This is a genomic window from Planktotalea sp. (assembly GCF_018607995.1).
GTDB lineage: Bacteria > Pseudomonadota > Alphaproteobacteria > Rhodobacterales > Rhodobacteraceae > Planktotalea.
The window spans coordinates 53,120-67,852 of record NZ_JABBAL010000017.1 but is presented as its reverse complement, the minus strand read 5'-3'; the positions used below and the strand labels follow the sequence as shown (position 1 = coordinate 67,852).

18 protein-coding genes are annotated in these 14,733 nt (G+C 53.6%); 10 read left to right on the top strand and 8 right to left on the bottom strand.

Annotated elements, in window-relative coordinates; translation table 11 throughout:
• The first annotated feature begins 1 nt into the window (after window position 1).
• The 8 genes from pufQ to QZ280_RS16290 all read left to right on the top strand — a co-directional run bounded on the left by pufQ (window position 2) and on the right by QZ280_RS16290 (window position 5,449).
• On the top strand, window positions 2–235 hold the full coding sequence (pufQ, locus tag QZ280_RS06875; RefSeq protein ID WP_009830879.1) for a cytochrome PufQ: 234 nt from the start codon (window positions 2–4) through the stop codon (window positions 233–235).
• A gap of 108 nt (window positions 236–343) precedes the next feature.
• On the top strand, window positions 344–502 hold the full coding sequence (gene pufB, locus QZ280_RS06870) for a light-harvesting antenna LH1, beta subunit (RefSeq protein ID WP_009829744.1): 159 nt from the start codon (window positions 344–346) through the stop codon (window positions 500–502).
• Between the two features lie 9 nt (window positions 503–511).
• The gene (gene pufA / locus QZ280_RS06865) at window positions 512–679 is read left to right on the top strand and encodes a light-harvesting antenna LH1, alpha subunit (protein ID WP_293441839.1); all 168 of its coding nucleotides are present in this window, start codon (window positions 512–514) and stop codon (window positions 677–679) included.
• A 115-nt stretch (window positions 680–794) separates the two neighbouring features.
• Window positions 795–1,625: a photosynthetic reaction center subunit L gene (gene pufL / locus QZ280_RS06860; protein WP_009830513.1), complete on the top strand. Its 831-nt coding sequence runs from the start codon at window positions 795–797 to the stop codon at window positions 1,623–1,625.
• A gap of 13 nt (window positions 1,626–1,638) precedes the next feature.
• On the top strand, window positions 1,639–2,565 hold the full coding sequence (pufM, locus tag QZ280_RS06855; protein ID WP_009831029.1) for a photosynthetic reaction center subunit M: 927 nt from the start codon (window positions 1,639–1,641) through the stop codon (window positions 2,563–2,565).
• A gap of 30 nt (window positions 2,566–2,595) precedes the next feature.
• Window positions 2,596–2,832: an RC-LH1 core complex protein PufX gene (gene pufX / locus QZ280_RS06850; RefSeq protein WP_293441838.1), complete on the top strand. Its 237-nt coding sequence runs from the start codon at window positions 2,596–2,598 to the stop codon at window positions 2,830–2,832.
• A 209-nt stretch (window positions 2,833–3,041) separates the two neighbouring features.
• Window positions 3,042–4,967: a 1-deoxy-D-xylulose-5-phosphate synthase gene (gene dxs / locus QZ280_RS06845; protein ID WP_293441837.1), complete on the top strand. Its 1,926-nt coding sequence runs from the start codon at window positions 3,042–3,044 to the stop codon at window positions 4,965–4,967.
• A 116-nt stretch (window positions 4,968–5,083) separates the two neighbouring features.
• Window positions 5,084–5,449 carry an RNA ligase family protein gene (locus QZ280_RS16290; protein ID WP_365734338.1) on the top strand — a complete coding sequence of 122 codons (366 nt, stop codon included), beginning with the start codon at window positions 5,084–5,086 and terminating at the stop codon, window positions 5,447–5,449.
• Window positions 5,450–5,659: 210 nt separating this feature from the next.
• On the opposite strand, the gene idi is transcribed toward QZ280_RS16290, so the two are convergent.
• Genes idi through chlG form a run of 4 tightly spaced genes read right to left on the bottom strand, consistent with a single transcriptional unit; the run spans window position 5,660 to window position 9,554 of the window.
• A complete protein-coding gene (idi, locus tag QZ280_RS06835; RefSeq protein ID WP_293441836.1) occupies window positions 5,660–6,193 on the bottom strand; it encodes an isopentenyl-diphosphate Delta-isomerase in 534 nt (177 codons plus the stop codon).
• A complete protein-coding gene (locus QZ280_RS06830; RefSeq protein WP_293441835.1) occupies window positions 6,190–7,368 on the bottom strand; it encodes a geranylgeranyl diphosphate reductase in 1,179 nt (392 codons plus the stop codon). The genes idi and QZ280_RS06830 overlap by 4 nt, the downstream gene beginning before the upstream one ends.
• A gap of 3 nt (window positions 7,369–7,371) precedes the next feature.
• On the bottom strand, window positions 7,372–8,658 hold the full coding sequence (locus QZ280_RS06825; RefSeq protein ID WP_293441834.1) for a BCD family MFS transporter: 1,287 nt from the start codon (window positions 8,656–8,658) through the stop codon (window positions 7,372–7,374).
• The gene (gene chlG / locus QZ280_RS06820) at window positions 8,655–9,554 is read right to left on the bottom strand and encodes a chlorophyll synthase ChlG (protein ID WP_293441833.1); all 900 of its coding nucleotides are present in this window, start codon (window positions 9,552–9,554) and stop codon (window positions 8,655–8,657) included. Before chlG ends, QZ280_RS06825 begins: the two co-directional genes overlap by 4 nt.
• A 212-nt stretch (window positions 9,555–9,766) precedes the next feature.
• On the opposite strand from chlG, the gene QZ280_RS06815 reads away from it, so the two are divergent.
• Window positions 9,767–10,201, top strand: a complete 435-nt coding sequence (locus QZ280_RS06815; protein WP_293441832.1) for a c-type cytochrome — start codon at window positions 9,767–9,769, stop codon at window positions 10,199–10,201.
• A 98-nt stretch (window positions 10,202–10,299) separates the two neighbouring features.
• On the top strand, window positions 10,300–11,268 hold the full coding sequence (locus QZ280_RS06810) for an NAD(P)H-binding protein (RefSeq protein ID WP_293441831.1): 969 nt from the start codon (window positions 10,300–10,302) through the stop codon (window positions 11,266–11,268).
• 6 nt (window positions 11,269–11,274) lie between these two features.
• Here the strand turns inward: QZ280_RS06810 and hemA are convergent, their stop codons facing one another.
• From hemA to QZ280_RS06790, 4 genes are read right to left on the bottom strand one after another with little or no spacing between them, the layout of a single operon-like run.
• Window positions 11,275–12,501 carry a 5-aminolevulinate synthase gene (gene hemA / locus QZ280_RS06805; RefSeq protein WP_293441830.1) on the bottom strand — a complete coding sequence of 409 codons (1,227 nt, stop codon included), beginning with the start codon at window positions 12,499–12,501 and terminating at the stop codon, window positions 11,275–11,277.
• On the bottom strand, window positions 12,491–13,297 hold the full coding sequence (gene puhE / locus QZ280_RS06800) for a putative photosynthetic complex assembly protein PuhE (protein WP_293441829.1): 807 nt from the start codon (window positions 13,295–13,297) through the stop codon (window positions 12,491–12,493). Before puhE ends, hemA begins: the two co-directional genes overlap by 11 nt.
• Entirely contained in the window at window positions 13,297–14,427 is a 1,131-nt protein-coding gene (gene acsF / locus QZ280_RS06795; protein ID WP_293441828.1) for a magnesium-protoporphyrin IX monomethyl ester (oxidative) cyclase, read from the bottom strand. The genes puhE and acsF overlap by 1 nt, the downstream gene beginning before the upstream one ends.
• Window positions 14,424–14,720 carry a hypothetical protein gene (locus tag QZ280_RS06790; RefSeq protein ID WP_293441827.1) on the bottom strand — a complete coding sequence of 99 codons (297 nt, stop codon included), beginning with the start codon at window positions 14,718–14,720 and terminating at the stop codon, window positions 14,424–14,426. Before QZ280_RS06790 ends, acsF begins: the two co-directional genes overlap by 4 nt.
• Window positions 14,721–14,733: the final 13 nt, after the last annotated feature.

Genomic DNA, 14,733 nt, shown 5'->3' with positions numbered 1-14,733 from the left:
TATGTCTGATCTTACAAATAACGCTTCATGGAACGCGCACGAGAGCAAATCTGCGTCCGCGTCGAGCAATGAATACAAGGTCTACTTTGGCCTGATTCTGCTAGCCGCTTTGCCAATTTGCACACTGCTTTGGGCTTACGCGTTGGTGCGCAATTTGGCGCTGCCCGAGCAAGGGCCGATCCGCAAAGCGTGGAGCGAAGCGCAATCGATCACACCTCGGATTTTCTGGGGTTAACAGTTTCGCCGCCTCGTAAGGGGCAGCGGATATCGGGCAGAAGACGAGCTTCTGTTCACCCAGTCGCGGGGGCAGCGCGGCGTCAGTACATATTTTCAGGAGAAAAACATGGCTGATAAAAATGACCTGAGTTTCACGGGTCTTTCAGACGAGCAAGCGCAAGAGCTGCACGCAGTCTACATGAGCGGGTTTGCGATCTTTACGGTCGTAGCCGTCGTTGCTCACGTACTGACGTACATCAAATTGCCTTGGTTCGCCTGGGGCTAAGGAGAACATATGTTAGCACAGTTCTACAAAGTCTGGCTGGTCTTCGACCCACGCCGCGTTTTCGTGGCACAGGGTGTGTTTCTTTTCTTGCTGGCGGTGATGATTCACCTCGTTCTGCTCAGCAATGAAGAAACAAACTGGTTCAACCGCGCGTTCGCGGCTGAAGCAAGCGAGTAACTCAGTTTAAGAAAATCGCAGCGGGCGGCTCATTGCGCGCCGCCCGCCGCAACCTCGGAATTTTATTTGTCTTTGCTCGCACCAATCGGACGCCGGCTTAAGAAGGAGAAAGAAGATGGCACAGCTCAGCTTCGAAAGAAAATATCGGGTCCGTGGCGGGACTCTGGTTGGCGGGGATCTGTTCGACTTCTGGGTAGGTCCCTTTTATGTCGGCTTTTTCGGCGTCACGACGTTCTTTTTTGCCGCTTTAGGCACGATCATGATTTTCTATGGTGCCGCGCTTGGCGACACATGGAACCCATGGTTGATTTCCATTAATCCACCTGCGTTAGAAGTAGGTTTGGGCATCGCGCCACTAGAAGAAGGCGGGCTTTGGCAGATCATCACAGTCTGCGCAACATTTGCGTTCCTAAGCTGGATGATGCGCGAAGTTGAAATCGCGCGAAAGCTAGGCATGGGATTGCATGTGCCCTTCGCCTTTAGCATTGCGATACTTGCTTATGTCACGCTGGTTATCATTCGCCCTGTGCTCTTGGGTGCTTGGGGGCATGGCTTCCCATATGGCATCTTTAGCCACCTCGATTGGGTGAACAATGTCGGCTACGCCTATGGCAATTTCCACTATAATCCAGCGCATATGGTCGCGATCACGTTCTTCTTTACCACGTGTTTTGCCCTCGCGCTTCACGGCTCGCTCGTTCTGTCTGCGGTCAACACGGGCAAAGGCAATCCGATTGTTACGCCAGACCATGAAGACACGTATTTCCGCGATCTTGTCGGCTATTCGATTGGACCCTTGGGTATTCACCGTCTTGGTCTGTTTCTTGCGCTTAGCGCGGTTGTCTGGAGCGCCATTTGTATCGTGATTTCCGGCACCATCTGGTTCGACAGCTGGAGCGCGTGGTGGGATTGGTATGCTGAACTGCCTTGGTGGGCTGACCTGTAGGAGGGTATGAACAATGATTGAATATCAAAACATCTTCACACAGGTTCAGGTTCAAGGACCCCCTGAAATGGGCGTGGATCCTGATGGAAGCATTTCCCGCGAGCGTACAAAGGGCACCACCTTTTCCAAGCTCGCTGGTCTTCTTGGCAACGCACAACTTGGGCCGCTTCACTTGGGCGTCTTTGGCGTTGTCTCCATAGCAACGGGTCTGATCTGGTTCGTGATTATCGGGATGAACTTCTGGGCCCAGGCGGAGTATTCGCCAGGCATCTTCATGCGCGACCTGTTCTGGTTTTCGCTTGATCCGCCTGCTGAAGAATACGGGCTTGGCATGGCTCCTTTGAATGAGGGTGGCTGGTTCTTAATCGCCGGTTTCTTCTTCATGATCTCGCTGTGCAGTTGGTGGATCCGCACGTATTTACGCGCTGAAGAGCTGGGCATGGGCAAGCACGTCTCATGGGCGTTTGCATCTGCTTTGTGGCTTGTGTTGGTCTTGGGCCTGTTCCGTCCTATCCTCATGGGCAGCTGGTCCGAAGCAGTGCCCTACGGCGTTTTCTCGCATCTTGATTGGACGAACCTGTTCTCGCTGACCTATGGCAACTTGTTCTACAACCCGTTCCACGCGCTTTCGATCGCCTTCCTCTATGGCTCTGCACTGCTGTTTGCGATGCACGGTGCGACGATCCTTGCGGTATCTCGCTACGGCGGCGAGCGCGAGATCGAACAGATCGTTGATCGTGGCACGGCCTCCGAGCGCGCAGCTTTGTTCTGGCGCTGGACCATGGGTTTTAACGCCACGATGGAAGGTATTCACCGCTGGGCTTGGTGGTTCGCGGTTCTGACAACGCTGACAGGCGGTATTGGAATTCTGCTGACTGGCACGGTTGTCGATAACTGGTTCATATGGGCGCAAGAGCACGGATATGCGCCGCTCGATTAAGCGGCTGAGAAGAATGAGAGGAGTTTTATCATGAGTGATAATCACGACTATCTGGGAACTGGCAACAAGTCACGCTTGACCGCGGATGCTACGTTCTTGATGCTCAAGGGCGCTGGCTACGCGATGATGTTTTGCTTGGTTATTTGGGTCAGTCTCGTTGCGCTGCAAGGCATCGGTTTGTTGCTACCAGAAGAGTCTCGCGAAACGGAAGATCCAACCCCGTTCTCGCACCTGCTGAGCGATCCAGCGATCAATCAGCTCACGTAATTCGGTTGGGCCAGACTTTGGCCCAACTGTCCAAGTTCCGCATGTTTGGGTCCCTTCAAACATGCGGAAGCGTTAGGATCTCGACGTCCTGACATATCCTGTTGGCTACGGGAGGCAGATGTTGGAACTCGTTTGCAACGTCTGTCCCCGTGCCGACAGTCTAGCCAAAAATGTCGAGCATTACAAATCGTCGAGAAAGGACCCAAGATATGTCGCGTCCAAATACCCCCATTTTAGATCGTATCCATGTTCCTTCAGATATGAAGGGCCTGAGCAATTCCGAGCTGGAGACCCTCGCACATGAGTTGCGAAGTGAAGTCGTCGAGGCGGTTTCTGAGACGGGTGGACACCTCGGCTCCTCGCTTGGTGTGGTCGAATTGACAGTCGCTTTGCACGCTGTTTTTGATACGCCGCGCGACAAGCTAATCTGGGACGTAGGCCATCAATGCTATCCGCATAAAGTGCTGACAGGGCGACGCGAACGCATGAAAACGTTGCGCCAAGAGGGCGGGCTTTCCGGTTTCACCAAACGCGCTGAATCCGAGTTTGATCCTTTTGGCGCTGCGCATTCGTCCACTTCTATTTCTGCCGCTTTAGGCTTCACCATCGCGCGCGATATGGGTCTGCAAACTGGTGACGCGGTGGCGATTATTGGCGATGGATCGATCAGCGCTGGCATGGCCTATGAAGCGCTGAACAATGCAGGCGCAGAAGGTCGGCGCATGTTTGTCATTCTAAATGATAACGAGATGAGCATTGCACCGCCTGTGGGCGCGATGTCTAAGTATCTTTCCGGTCTTTATGCCTCTCCTTTGGGTGAATTGCAGACCATGGCCGAAGGATTTGAAGCCGCGCTACCCGGGCCATTGCGTGATCATGCCAGACGTGCGCGCCGGTTGGTGACTGGTGTCGCTGATGCAGGCGGGACGATGTTTGAAGACCTTGGTTTTCAATATGTTGGCCCTGTAGATGGACACGATATGGACCAGCTTCTGTCTGTCTTGCGCGCTGCACGCACTCGATCAACTGGCCCAGTTTTGATCCATTGCTGCACTGTCAAAGGTAAAGGCTATGCACCGGCTGAGCAATCCGCTGACAAGTATCATGGCGTCGCGAAATTCGACGTATCAACCGGCGTTCAAAGCAAATCCCGCCCTAATGCGCCAAGCTACACAAGCGTGTTTGGCAAAGCGTTGAGCAAGCTCGCTGCAGCGGACCCAAAAATCGTTGGCATTACCGCTGCGATGCCCTCTGGCACGGGCATGGACATCTTTGCTGATCACTTCCCTAAGCGCATGTTTGACGTTGGCATCGCTGAGCAACATGGTGTGACATTTGCCGCAGGTATGGCGGCGGGTGGACTCAAGCCATTCTGCGCGATTTACTCATCTTTCCTCCAACGTGGCTACGATCAAATCGTGCATGATGTGGCTTTGCAAAACCTGCCCGTGCGCTTCGCGATTGACCGCGCTGGACTTGTTGGTGCCGATGGTCCGACCCATGCAGGTGCGTTTGACGTGGGCTATCTCAGCGCTTTGCCAAACATGACGGTGATGGCCGCTTCGGACGAAGCCGAACTCGTTCATATGGTTGCCACTGCCGCCGCGCATGACAGTGGCCCGATTGCGTTCCGCTATCCGCGTGGCTCTGGCACAGGTGTTGAGATGCCTGAGATTGGTGAAGTGCTCGAAATCGGCAAAGGTCGCATCGTGCGTGAAGGCGCTGACGTGGCGATTCTCTCCTTTGGCGCGCATCTCTCTGAGAGCCTGAAGGCCGCTGATTTGATGGAAGCACAGGGCGTGAGCGCCACTGTCGCGGATGCGCGTTTCGCCAAGCCGCTCGATCACGCGCTCATTCGTAAATTGGTGAAAACGCACAAGGCGCTGATCACTGTGGAGCAAGGCTCCCAAGGTGGCTTTGGCGCGATGGTTTTGCACTATCTTGCAGGGGAGGGTTTGCTCGATGGCGACCTCGCCATTCGCACGATGACTTTGCCGGATCGCTTCATCGACCAAGCTGCACCCGATGCGATGTATACGGATGCGGGTTTGACCGCGACGGATATTGCCGCGACGGCTTTGCAGGCGGCCAACGTGTATCCGCAAAAGATGGGTGTTTTGGGTGAGCCGCTTTGAGTTCATCGGGGACTTTGTTGATGAACAACAAAGTGTTCAAGTAAACACGCATAAAAAAGTACGGGCGTACATTCCATCTGCCGATTTCACGCGGGGCAACAAGTGATGACAAAACCATGTCTTCGCTTGATGGCTTGAGGATTGATGATCTCGTCGTCACAGAGAAGATGGATGGTGAAAACACAACGATCCATAGCAAAGACACTTACGCTCGTAGTCCAGACAGTCGCTACCACCCATCGCGCGATTGGCTTAAGGCATTCGCGGCTGGGATTTCTCCCCAGCTTGCAGACAATGAGCGCATTGTCGGGGAAAACTTTTATGCCCAACACTCAATAGGTTATGATGCTTTCCAGTCATACTTCCTGGGTTTCGCCTGGATTGTCGAAAACGACATTCAGCCTTGGGATGCAACAATTATTAGGTTCGAAGAGCTTGGGATCACTCCAGTAAAAATACTCTATCGTGGTCAGTTCGCATAAGGGCTTATTCAGAGCCTTGCGGACAAATTGGACTTTGAAACACAAGAGGGTTTCGTTGCACGGGATGCCGCTGGATTCACAGAGATTGAAATGCCAAATCGCATGGGTAAATATGTGCGCGCGAACCAAGTCCGAAGCGAAACACACTGGATGACATCGGACCTTGTTCCCAACCGTCTAGCAAAAAAGTGTCACTAAGCCTAAGCTTTCTTAGGCGCTCACTGCGTCCCCAAAAATCAAACTCGCGTGCTGCGCCATATAGATGCGCAGCCACGGGGTGAATTTCGCAGGTGTGTCGCGCAGTTCTTGGTTAAGCGTGTTACGATGGACCCAACGGGTTGCCATGACTTCGTCTGGGTTCACTTGGAATGACAGATCACGCGATGCATGGGCGAGATAGACTTGCACCACCTCATGCTCGATCAAGCCACCACCCACATCTGCGCGGTATTCGACCTTGCCGCGGTATTGGTAGTTTAAGCCTGTGATCCCTAGCTCTTCGCTCACGCGGCGATTGGCGCATACCTCGGATGCTTCGTCCCATTCTGGATGCGTGCAGCATGTGTTCGCCCAAAGACCTGGCGTGTGATATTTGCACATGGCGCGCTGCTGGATCAGGATATGCTCGCCTGAGACGACAAACACGGACACAGCTTTATGCTTGAGCCCACGTTCATGCGCTGCGAGCTTCTCCACAGGTTGAAGCTTGCCTTCAACCCAAGCAGGGATCATGATTTGCGTCATACGCGTGTTTCGGAAACTAAACGCGTCAAATGCGCGAGGTTCTTCAACCCGATTTTCAAATGCGCCATGGGGCGTGCTTTGATCAAACGTTTGTTCATGTAGGCCTCGAACGTGAGTTTTTGCACATCTACATCATGACACAGCGAAACGAAACGTTCGCGTCGCTCATCGCTGCGATAGTAAGCGTTTTGCATCGCGCCCAGCACTTTGAACACGCTCTTATGTTCACGCATGAACAACTTGCGCGCCAGTTGAAGATCTTTCGCACGACCTGTCTCAAGGCAAGCACTTGCCGCTGTCGCCGCGACGCGACCACCGAGCATTGCGTAATAAATTCCCTCACCAGAGGAAGGCGCAACGACGCCAGCGGCATCACCTGCAAGCACAACGTCAGTTCCATTGTCCCAGCAATCCATTGGTTTCAAAGGAATTGGTGCACCTTCACGGCGCAAGGTTTTGCACCCCTCTAAACCTGCTGCCACGCGCAAGTCAGCTGTCGCTTTTTTGAGATCAACACCATCGATGCCCGTGCCCATGCCGACACTGGCAGAGGAGCCATGTGGAAAAACCCAACCATAGAAATCAGGCGAGATCGCACCGTCATAAATCACATCGCAGCGCTTAGGGTCGTAGTTGTGGCTCGCGGCAGGCGCTTCGATAATTTCGTGATATGCGATCACATAAGGGATCTTATCGCCGCCAGGAACTTCGGCCTTCGCCACCTTAGAACGTGCGCCATCCGCGCCGATGATCAGCTTGGTTGCGAGCGAAATTTCTTCACCGCTTTCTTTGTCGCGGTAAACCACGTGCGTGCCGTCGCTGTCACGCTCGATACGCATGAAGGTGCCTGTCATACACTGTGCACCAGCTTCCTTGGCGCGATTGCGCAGGAAGGGATCAAAGTCCTTGCGATCCACCATGCCAACAAAGCCGTCCTCAATCGGGATGTCCACTTTGCGCTGCGTCGGTGACACCATGCGCGCAGTCTTAATGCGGGCGATAATTTGGCTGTCGGGAATGAAGAAATCTTCAATCAAACGCGGAGGAATTGCGCCGCCGCAGGGCTTGATCCGCCCATCACGATCAATCATCGCAACCTTGCGACCTGATCGTGCGAGATCTTCCGCAGCTGTGGCACCAGACGGGCCACCACCGATAACAACAACATCAAACATTGCTTATTCTCCCGGGACAAGCGACGCGGTGTGCGGCGACTTTTGGGTTTCCATAACGCGCGCGGCCATCAGGGCGGCGGCGAGAAATAACAGCGCTTCAAAGGCGAAAACTGTGCCAAAGGCGGGGCCATCGGGCGTAAGCTTGCGCATCACATCAACAAGCAACGCCCCTGTGAGGCCGCCAAAACCTGCTGCAATCGCTTGCGCGGCACCCCAAAGACCCATGCGCGTGCCCTCGCGTTGGTGACGCCCCTCTGAAGCAAGCGCCATCATCGAGCCAATTGCCGCAACCGCGAACATTCCGTTGAAGACACCAAGTGCGACAACAAGGTAGCTAAAGTTGAGACCCGTGTAGGCGAACCCTGTCATGCAGATGAGGCCAAGCACGGCGCAAGATCCAAGGCAGCCCGCGATCACCCATGTACGCAACTGGCCAATCTTGAGGCCGGTCGCCACGATACCTACTATCAGCATGCCAATAAACACGCCGCCATTCTGTGCACCACTGAGGGCGGTAGATTCGCCGGGCGTGAAGTTGAAGACGAGGCCCGCATAGGGCTCCAGGATTAGCTCTTGCATGAAATATGCGTTCATTGAGAGGAACACGAAGAGCGTGAAATTGCGCGTCTTTGGCTCGCCCCAGATATCGCGCATACCTTCAAGGAAAGGAGTTGGGGCCTCCTCTTTCATCGTGCTCACGCGGCTCTCTATGCGGCCAATTGCGAGGATCGTGATGAGCGTTGCTGCGGTGACAACAACGGCTACAACGCTAAGCAACCGTTCGGGCGAGTAGGGGTCGAGAAAGCTACCCGCAAGACCAGCTGTCAGTGCGATGCCAAAGATCATCATCAGCCATGTAATTGTCGCTGCCGCAGCCCGTCTGCTGGGCGCAGTCGCCGTCGCAAGCAGAGCCAGTAGTGAGGTCCCCGATGCGCCAACACCAATGCCTATCAGCGCATATGCCAGCACGGATAGCACAAGCGCGAGTGCGTAGCTTTGCGCGAACAATGTCACCGAGAAGGCCGCGCCAAATCCACCGATAGCAAGGATAACCATGCCGCCAATAATCCAGCGTGTGCGATTGCCACCTGTATCAGAGGTATATCCCCAACGCGGCCGCGACAGCTGAATTCCGTAGTGCAGACCTACCAGCAACCCGGGGAGCAAAGCGGGCAAAGAGAACTCCACAACCATCAAGCGGTTCAGTGTAGAAGTGGTCAAAACCACAATCGCACCCAGGGCCATTTGAACAAGGCCGAGGCGCATAATCTGGGTCCAAGACAGGGTCATAACAGCGTCCTTAGGGCGAAAGCGGCGATCATCATGCCGGAGACGTACATCGTAACGCCTGAACCATTGTACCAAGGCGCGCGGGCTTTCGGATTGCTCAGCAAAACTGTCATCGCCCAAACTTGGGCCGCCAACAGGACTGCGATGGCAAGTGCATAGAAGGGCTTGTCCCACGCGATCAACAGCGCGATCACGATGGCCTGTGGCAAGGCCATGATCCAACACGCCACACGCGCGGCGCGTTCTGGGCCCAGGGTGACAGGAAGGGAATTTACGCCCATCTGGCGATCCCCTTCGAGTGCTTTGAAGTCATTCAATGTCATAATGCCATGCGCGCCGATCCCATAAAGCAGCGCGATCACAACGATCTGCGTACTCGGCGCACCTGCGGACAGGACGGCAGCACCTGTAAACCAAGGCAGGCTTTCATAGCTAAGACCCACAAGGCCGGGCCCCCACCAGCCTGAGCGTTTCAAGCGAATTGGTTCTACTGAATAGGCCCAGGCTGAAAGTACGCCTAGAACAGTTGCACCAAAGCCCCAAGGGCCAAGTTGCGCGCCGAAAAAGAGCGATAGAACAGACATTGCAACGGCGATGCCTAGGCCCCAGCGTTCAGGGATGCGACCCGATGGAATTGGGCGGTGCGGTTCATTGATTGCGTCCACATGACGGTCACACCAATCATTGGCGGCCTGGCTCATGCCGCACACAATCGGGCCTGCAAGAATGACGCCAAGAATGACCAGTAGCCATTGCCCGTTTGGGGATGCGCCCGAAGACACAGCGCCACACAAATAGGCCCACATGGGCGGAAACCATGTGATGGGTTTGATCAGTTGCAGCATGGCGGCTGGCTCTGGAAAGGTCCGTTCTGTAAGATTGGCTAGATCTGTCATAGTGTAAGTTTAAACTTACACTTGATGACTCTGCAAGTGTAAACTATAACTTACACACTTGATCAAGATCCGGTGAAGATCAGGGGAAAACGTTTCCCGAATTCTTGTTGCACGACTATAAAAGCGGTTGATAACTAGGTAAATACCGAAGGCGCCCTTCCCTTACTTCGAAGTCGCGCTAAATCAAGATCGCAAACACAGGGAATATCAACATGAAACTTATGAGCATCCTCACATTGGGCCTTGGTCTCGCGGCGGGACCGCTTTTGGCAGACGGCCATGCATCGGGCGACGCAGAAGCAGGCGAAAAAGTTTTCAAGAAGTGCAAAGCATGTCACATGATGGTCGCTGGAGATGGCACGGTTATCGTAAAGGGCGGCAAGACGGGACCGAATCTGTTCGGTTTGAACGAGCGTGTTGCAGGGTCTCTTGAAGGCTTCAAGTATGGCAAGTCCATCGTCGCTGCTGGCGAAGCGGGTCTCGCTTGGAATGAAGCGAAATTCGTGGATTATGTCGCCGACCCGAAAGATTTCTTGAAGCGAACGTTGGATGACAAAAAAGCGAAATCCAAGATGTCGTTCAAGCTGAAAAAAGAAAAAGACGCAACGAACGTTTGGGCGTACATCGTGTCCGCGGGTACGGAATAAGCAGCTTACTAAACTCTACCCAGCGGTAGATGGTAAAGGGGTCTGCTCGTTCGTGAGCAGGCCCTTTTTTTGATCCCGGAAATGCGTTAAGAACGCGGATGGCTTTCGACAAACGTGTTCTAGTTTTTGGTGCGAGCGGCACCGCAGGCAGCGGCGCTGTTCGTGCGCTTTTGCGTCATGGATACGGGGTCACTTGCGTGCTTCGTTCTGAGCGAAGCGTCAGCGCCCTGCCAGCTGGTGTTGAAGTGGTTTACGGTGATGTTACCGCGCCAGAGACGGGCTTGGCAGGTGCGCTAAGTGTTGAAAAATTTGATGTGGTAGTGTCTTGTTTGGCGTCGCGCAGTGGTGGTGCCAAAGACGCTTGGGCGATTGACCATGATTCGCAAGTTACGGTTCTTGATCTCACTAAACAAATCGGTGCGACCCGTTTCATTTTACTCTCTGCGATCTGCGTGCAAAAACCAACCTTGCCGTTTCAACATGCCAAACTGGCCTTTGAAGCTAAGCTGATCGCCTCTGGACTAACCTATTCCATTGTGCGCCCCACGGCGTTTTTCAAATCCCTCTCTGGCCAAATAGAGCGGTTGCGCAGAGGTAAACCATTTTTGGTGTTTGGCGATGGTACTTTAACCGCGTGTAAACCGATCAGTGACGATGATCTGGGCGATTACATTGCGGGCTGTATCGAAGATGATACGCGCCAAAATAGGATCTTACCGATTGGTGGGCCGGGTGACGCTATAACGCCAAAAGAACAGGGTGAGGCGCTGTTTCGATTGCTTGGTCGCGAGCCTGACTTCAAACATGTGCCAATCGCGATGATGGGCGTGATCCATGCCGTTTTGCGCTGTGCTGGATTGGTCAGCGATAAGGCGGCTGAGAAGGCGGGGCTTGCGCAGATTGGTCAATATTACGCGAGCGAGTCCATGTTGGTTTGGGATGCAGAGCAGGGTAAATATGATGCGGATAAAACGCCATCAACCGGCACGGAGACCTTGTTTGAATATTATGCCAAAGTGATCGGAAGTGGTGCCGCAATTGAACGCGGCGACCACTCTGTTTTCTAGCGGCGTTTAAGCTCGCTCTTGGCTCACATCATGCGCGATTGCGCACTGCTTCCAAAGGTTCGTCAACGCTTCGACAAGATAATCAATGTCTGCGTCCGTGTGCAAAGGCGAGGGTGTAAAGCGAAGCCGCTCTGTCCCCTTAGGGACCGTTGGATAGTTGATCGGCTGCACGTAAATACCCCACTGATCCATAAGGTAATCCGCAAGCATCTTGGTCTTGACCGGATCTTTGATCATCACCGGCACGATGTGGCTTTCGTTCTCCAAATGGGGAATACCCGCAGCGTCCAACCCTGCGCGTAGTTTAGCGACTTGGGCGCGATGTTGTTGACGCTCTACACCAGACGCTTTGAGGTGCATGATAGACGCGCGCGCGGCAGCCGCGACCGCAGGTGGCAGGGCCGTTGTAAAGATAAAGCCAGATGCAAAGCTGCGAATGAAATCACACAGAACTGCTGAACCGGTGATATAGCCACCGACAACGCCGAACGCTTTGCCGAGTGTACCTTCGATCAAAGTGATCCGATCCATCAGGCCTTCTTGCTCTGCGACACCGCCGCCGCGTGGTCCGTAAAGGCCAACGCCGTGGACTTCATCAAGATAGGTCATCGCGCCGTACTTCTCGGCGACTTCAACAATCTCGCGAATGGGCGCGATATCGCCGTCCATCGAATAGACCGATTCAAAGGCGACAATCTTTGGCGCGTTAGCGGGTAGCTCTTTCAGCTTTATCTCAAGATCGGCGACGTCGTTATGCTTCCACAGAACTTTGGTTGCGCGGGAATGGCGGATGCCCTCAATCATGGAGGCGTGGTTGCCTGCGTCGCTGAGGATGATGCAGTCCTGCAAACGGCTTCCCAAAGTGCTTAATGCGGCCCAGTTCGAAACGTAGCCGGAAGTGAATAAAAGCGCAGCTTCTTTGCCGTGCAAGTCCGCAAGTTCGTTCTCAAGTAAAAGGTGGTCATGGTTGGTGCCAGAAATGTTGCGCGTCCCGCCTGCACCCGTTCCGGTGCGCTGCACTGCTTCACACATCGCATCGATGACCAATGGGTTTTGACCCATGCCAAGGTAATCGTTTGAACACCAAACCGTCACATCGCGCACCGTGCCCTCGTGGTGGTTCGCCGCATGTGGAAATTTCCCACATTTGCGTTCGAGTTCGGCAAAATAGCGATAGTTGCCGTCCTCTTTCAAAGCGTCGATCTGGGCGGAAAAGAGTGTATCAAAGTTCATGGGACTGTCCTGTCTTAGAGGTCGTTGGCAGCGCAGGTAACATCCAGCGCCATAGTTTCGCATCTGGCAATGGGATAACCATCAACCAGTGTTCAAGCGTCGCCAAAGCAGACAGTGCAAAGAGCAGGGCGAACCCGACTTGCATTGATGTAGTTTCGGCGGAGTAAAGTCGTTCTGCAAAGCACGCGGTCGCCAAGCTGAGGAAGGTGACACCGATCACAAACGCAAACGTCACATTTCCTTGACGGAAGTAGCTTTTGAGGTGTTGCAACGGAGCTGGCACAAACTCTGTGTTGATGCGTGGCACGCCAAAGAAAAGGTTCAGCTTCGCAGATATGCGAGCCGTAAAGAGGATGAGATAGGCCCAGAAGCCAAAGGTGTTCTCTGCGCCTGTCGTAGCCACTGTGACGACTAAAAGACCGCAGAGTAAAAGCAATTCGTGATGTGACAGCGTGTGCCAAGCGCGATTAAAACGCGCGAACCCGGTCAGACCTTCGGGGCAGCTTTGACGCTCTGGCCCTGTGATAATGCCGGAGAGAAACGCCAGTTCAATCCAGCCCCAAACCAGCAAGACGGAAAGGAACGCAATATAGACATTCGCCACATCCAAAGTACTGGCAGAGATGATAAGCCCCGCCATACCAAGCGCGATGAGTGGAATGCTAAAGAACACCGAAGCACCATGCGCACCGCTTTTCGCTTTGTCCGCCCTACGCACCACAAGCAAAATGATCCCGGTGGAGAACCACCAGGAAAACAATGCTATAAGCGCTGCGATCCAGGGCGAGCTGAGCATTAGTACGCAGGCTCCATCCGTGGGCTGTCAGGCACTGTGTGCTTGTGCGCAGGAATCGTGAAGATCGATACGAAGGCGAACGCAGCCTTGGCCATACCAGCTACACGACTTGCGAAGCCTAGCACGCCGCCACGCTCTTTCGCGGCCGCAATCTGACGCGAAGCCGCTTCCATACGATCGAGATTTGGACGCCAACGTTGGTGATCAATGTCGAGCGTCATTGGGAAGACCTGCTTGGAAATCTCTGACGTCTTGCGGAACACCTCTTGGCCATACCATGTCACATCCACGCCAAGCGCTTCATGGAACAAAGGACGCTGGTGATCGCGCACCCACATGGTGGAGTAAACCGCAGTCAGGAAGAACTTGATCCAAAGCTTGTTCATTGGTGTGGTCGTCAGCTTGGGATCGGTCTTCAACAGCAAAGCAAAGGCTTCGCCATGCGAAAACTCATCATTGCACCATTCACGGAACCACTTGAAAATTGGGTGGAACATTAATTCTGGATGCTTTTCCAGGTGACGATAGATCGTGATATAGCGCGCATAGCCAATCTTCTCGGACAGGTAAGTCGCATAGTAGATGAACTTTGGACGGAAATATGTATACTTCTTTTGCTGGGTCAAGAACCCAAGGTTCACACGAATGCCAGCTTCACGAAGGGCATCGTTGATGAAACCCGCGTGGCGCGCTTCGTCGCGAGCCATAAGCTGGAATAGTGTTGTGATATCCTCGTTCGAACCACGGCGCTTCATTTCTTTATAAAGCACACAGCCAGAGAATTCAGCAGTACAAGACGAGATCAGAAAATCAATGAACTCCGCCTTTAGTGCAGGGTCCATACCATCCCAATCGGCTTCCCATTCATCCGTCTTTTTGAAGTGACCTTTGTTCGGGTCAGATTTCATCTGGTTGATCAAAACGTCCCATTCTTCACGAACGGGCGTTACATCAATGGCGTCCATCTCTTCAAAGTCTGTTGTGTAAAAGCGTGGGGTCAGAAGTGTGTTCTGCATCGCAACTTCGGTTGCCTTCTCAGAAGTCATGGGACCTGCAGCATCAAGCGCGTCTTGAGCGGCGATTGCTTCTTCAGCGGTATTGGCAAAGGCGGAATGGGTAGGAGCGTTCATGACAACACCTCTTCAGAAAACGAGAATTCGCAGAGTTCCATAAATTCGAAATCACCTGTGGCGCGGGTCCAGAGTTGTTCCAACTTGGACGCACGAATAATCGTCGCTATGCGTTCTTCTTCAACCAACTCACCATAGGCGGCCATAATTTCAGGGCCTTGAACCTGAACTGTGTCACCTGGGTTCACGACAGCTCCGTTGTTGAATTTTACATGCGCAGACAGCTCCTCAAAACGGTGTGAAATCGTCACCGTGCAAGGAGCTGTTTCTTTTGATCTTGTCAGAAGTCCCATTTCGAATGTCCCT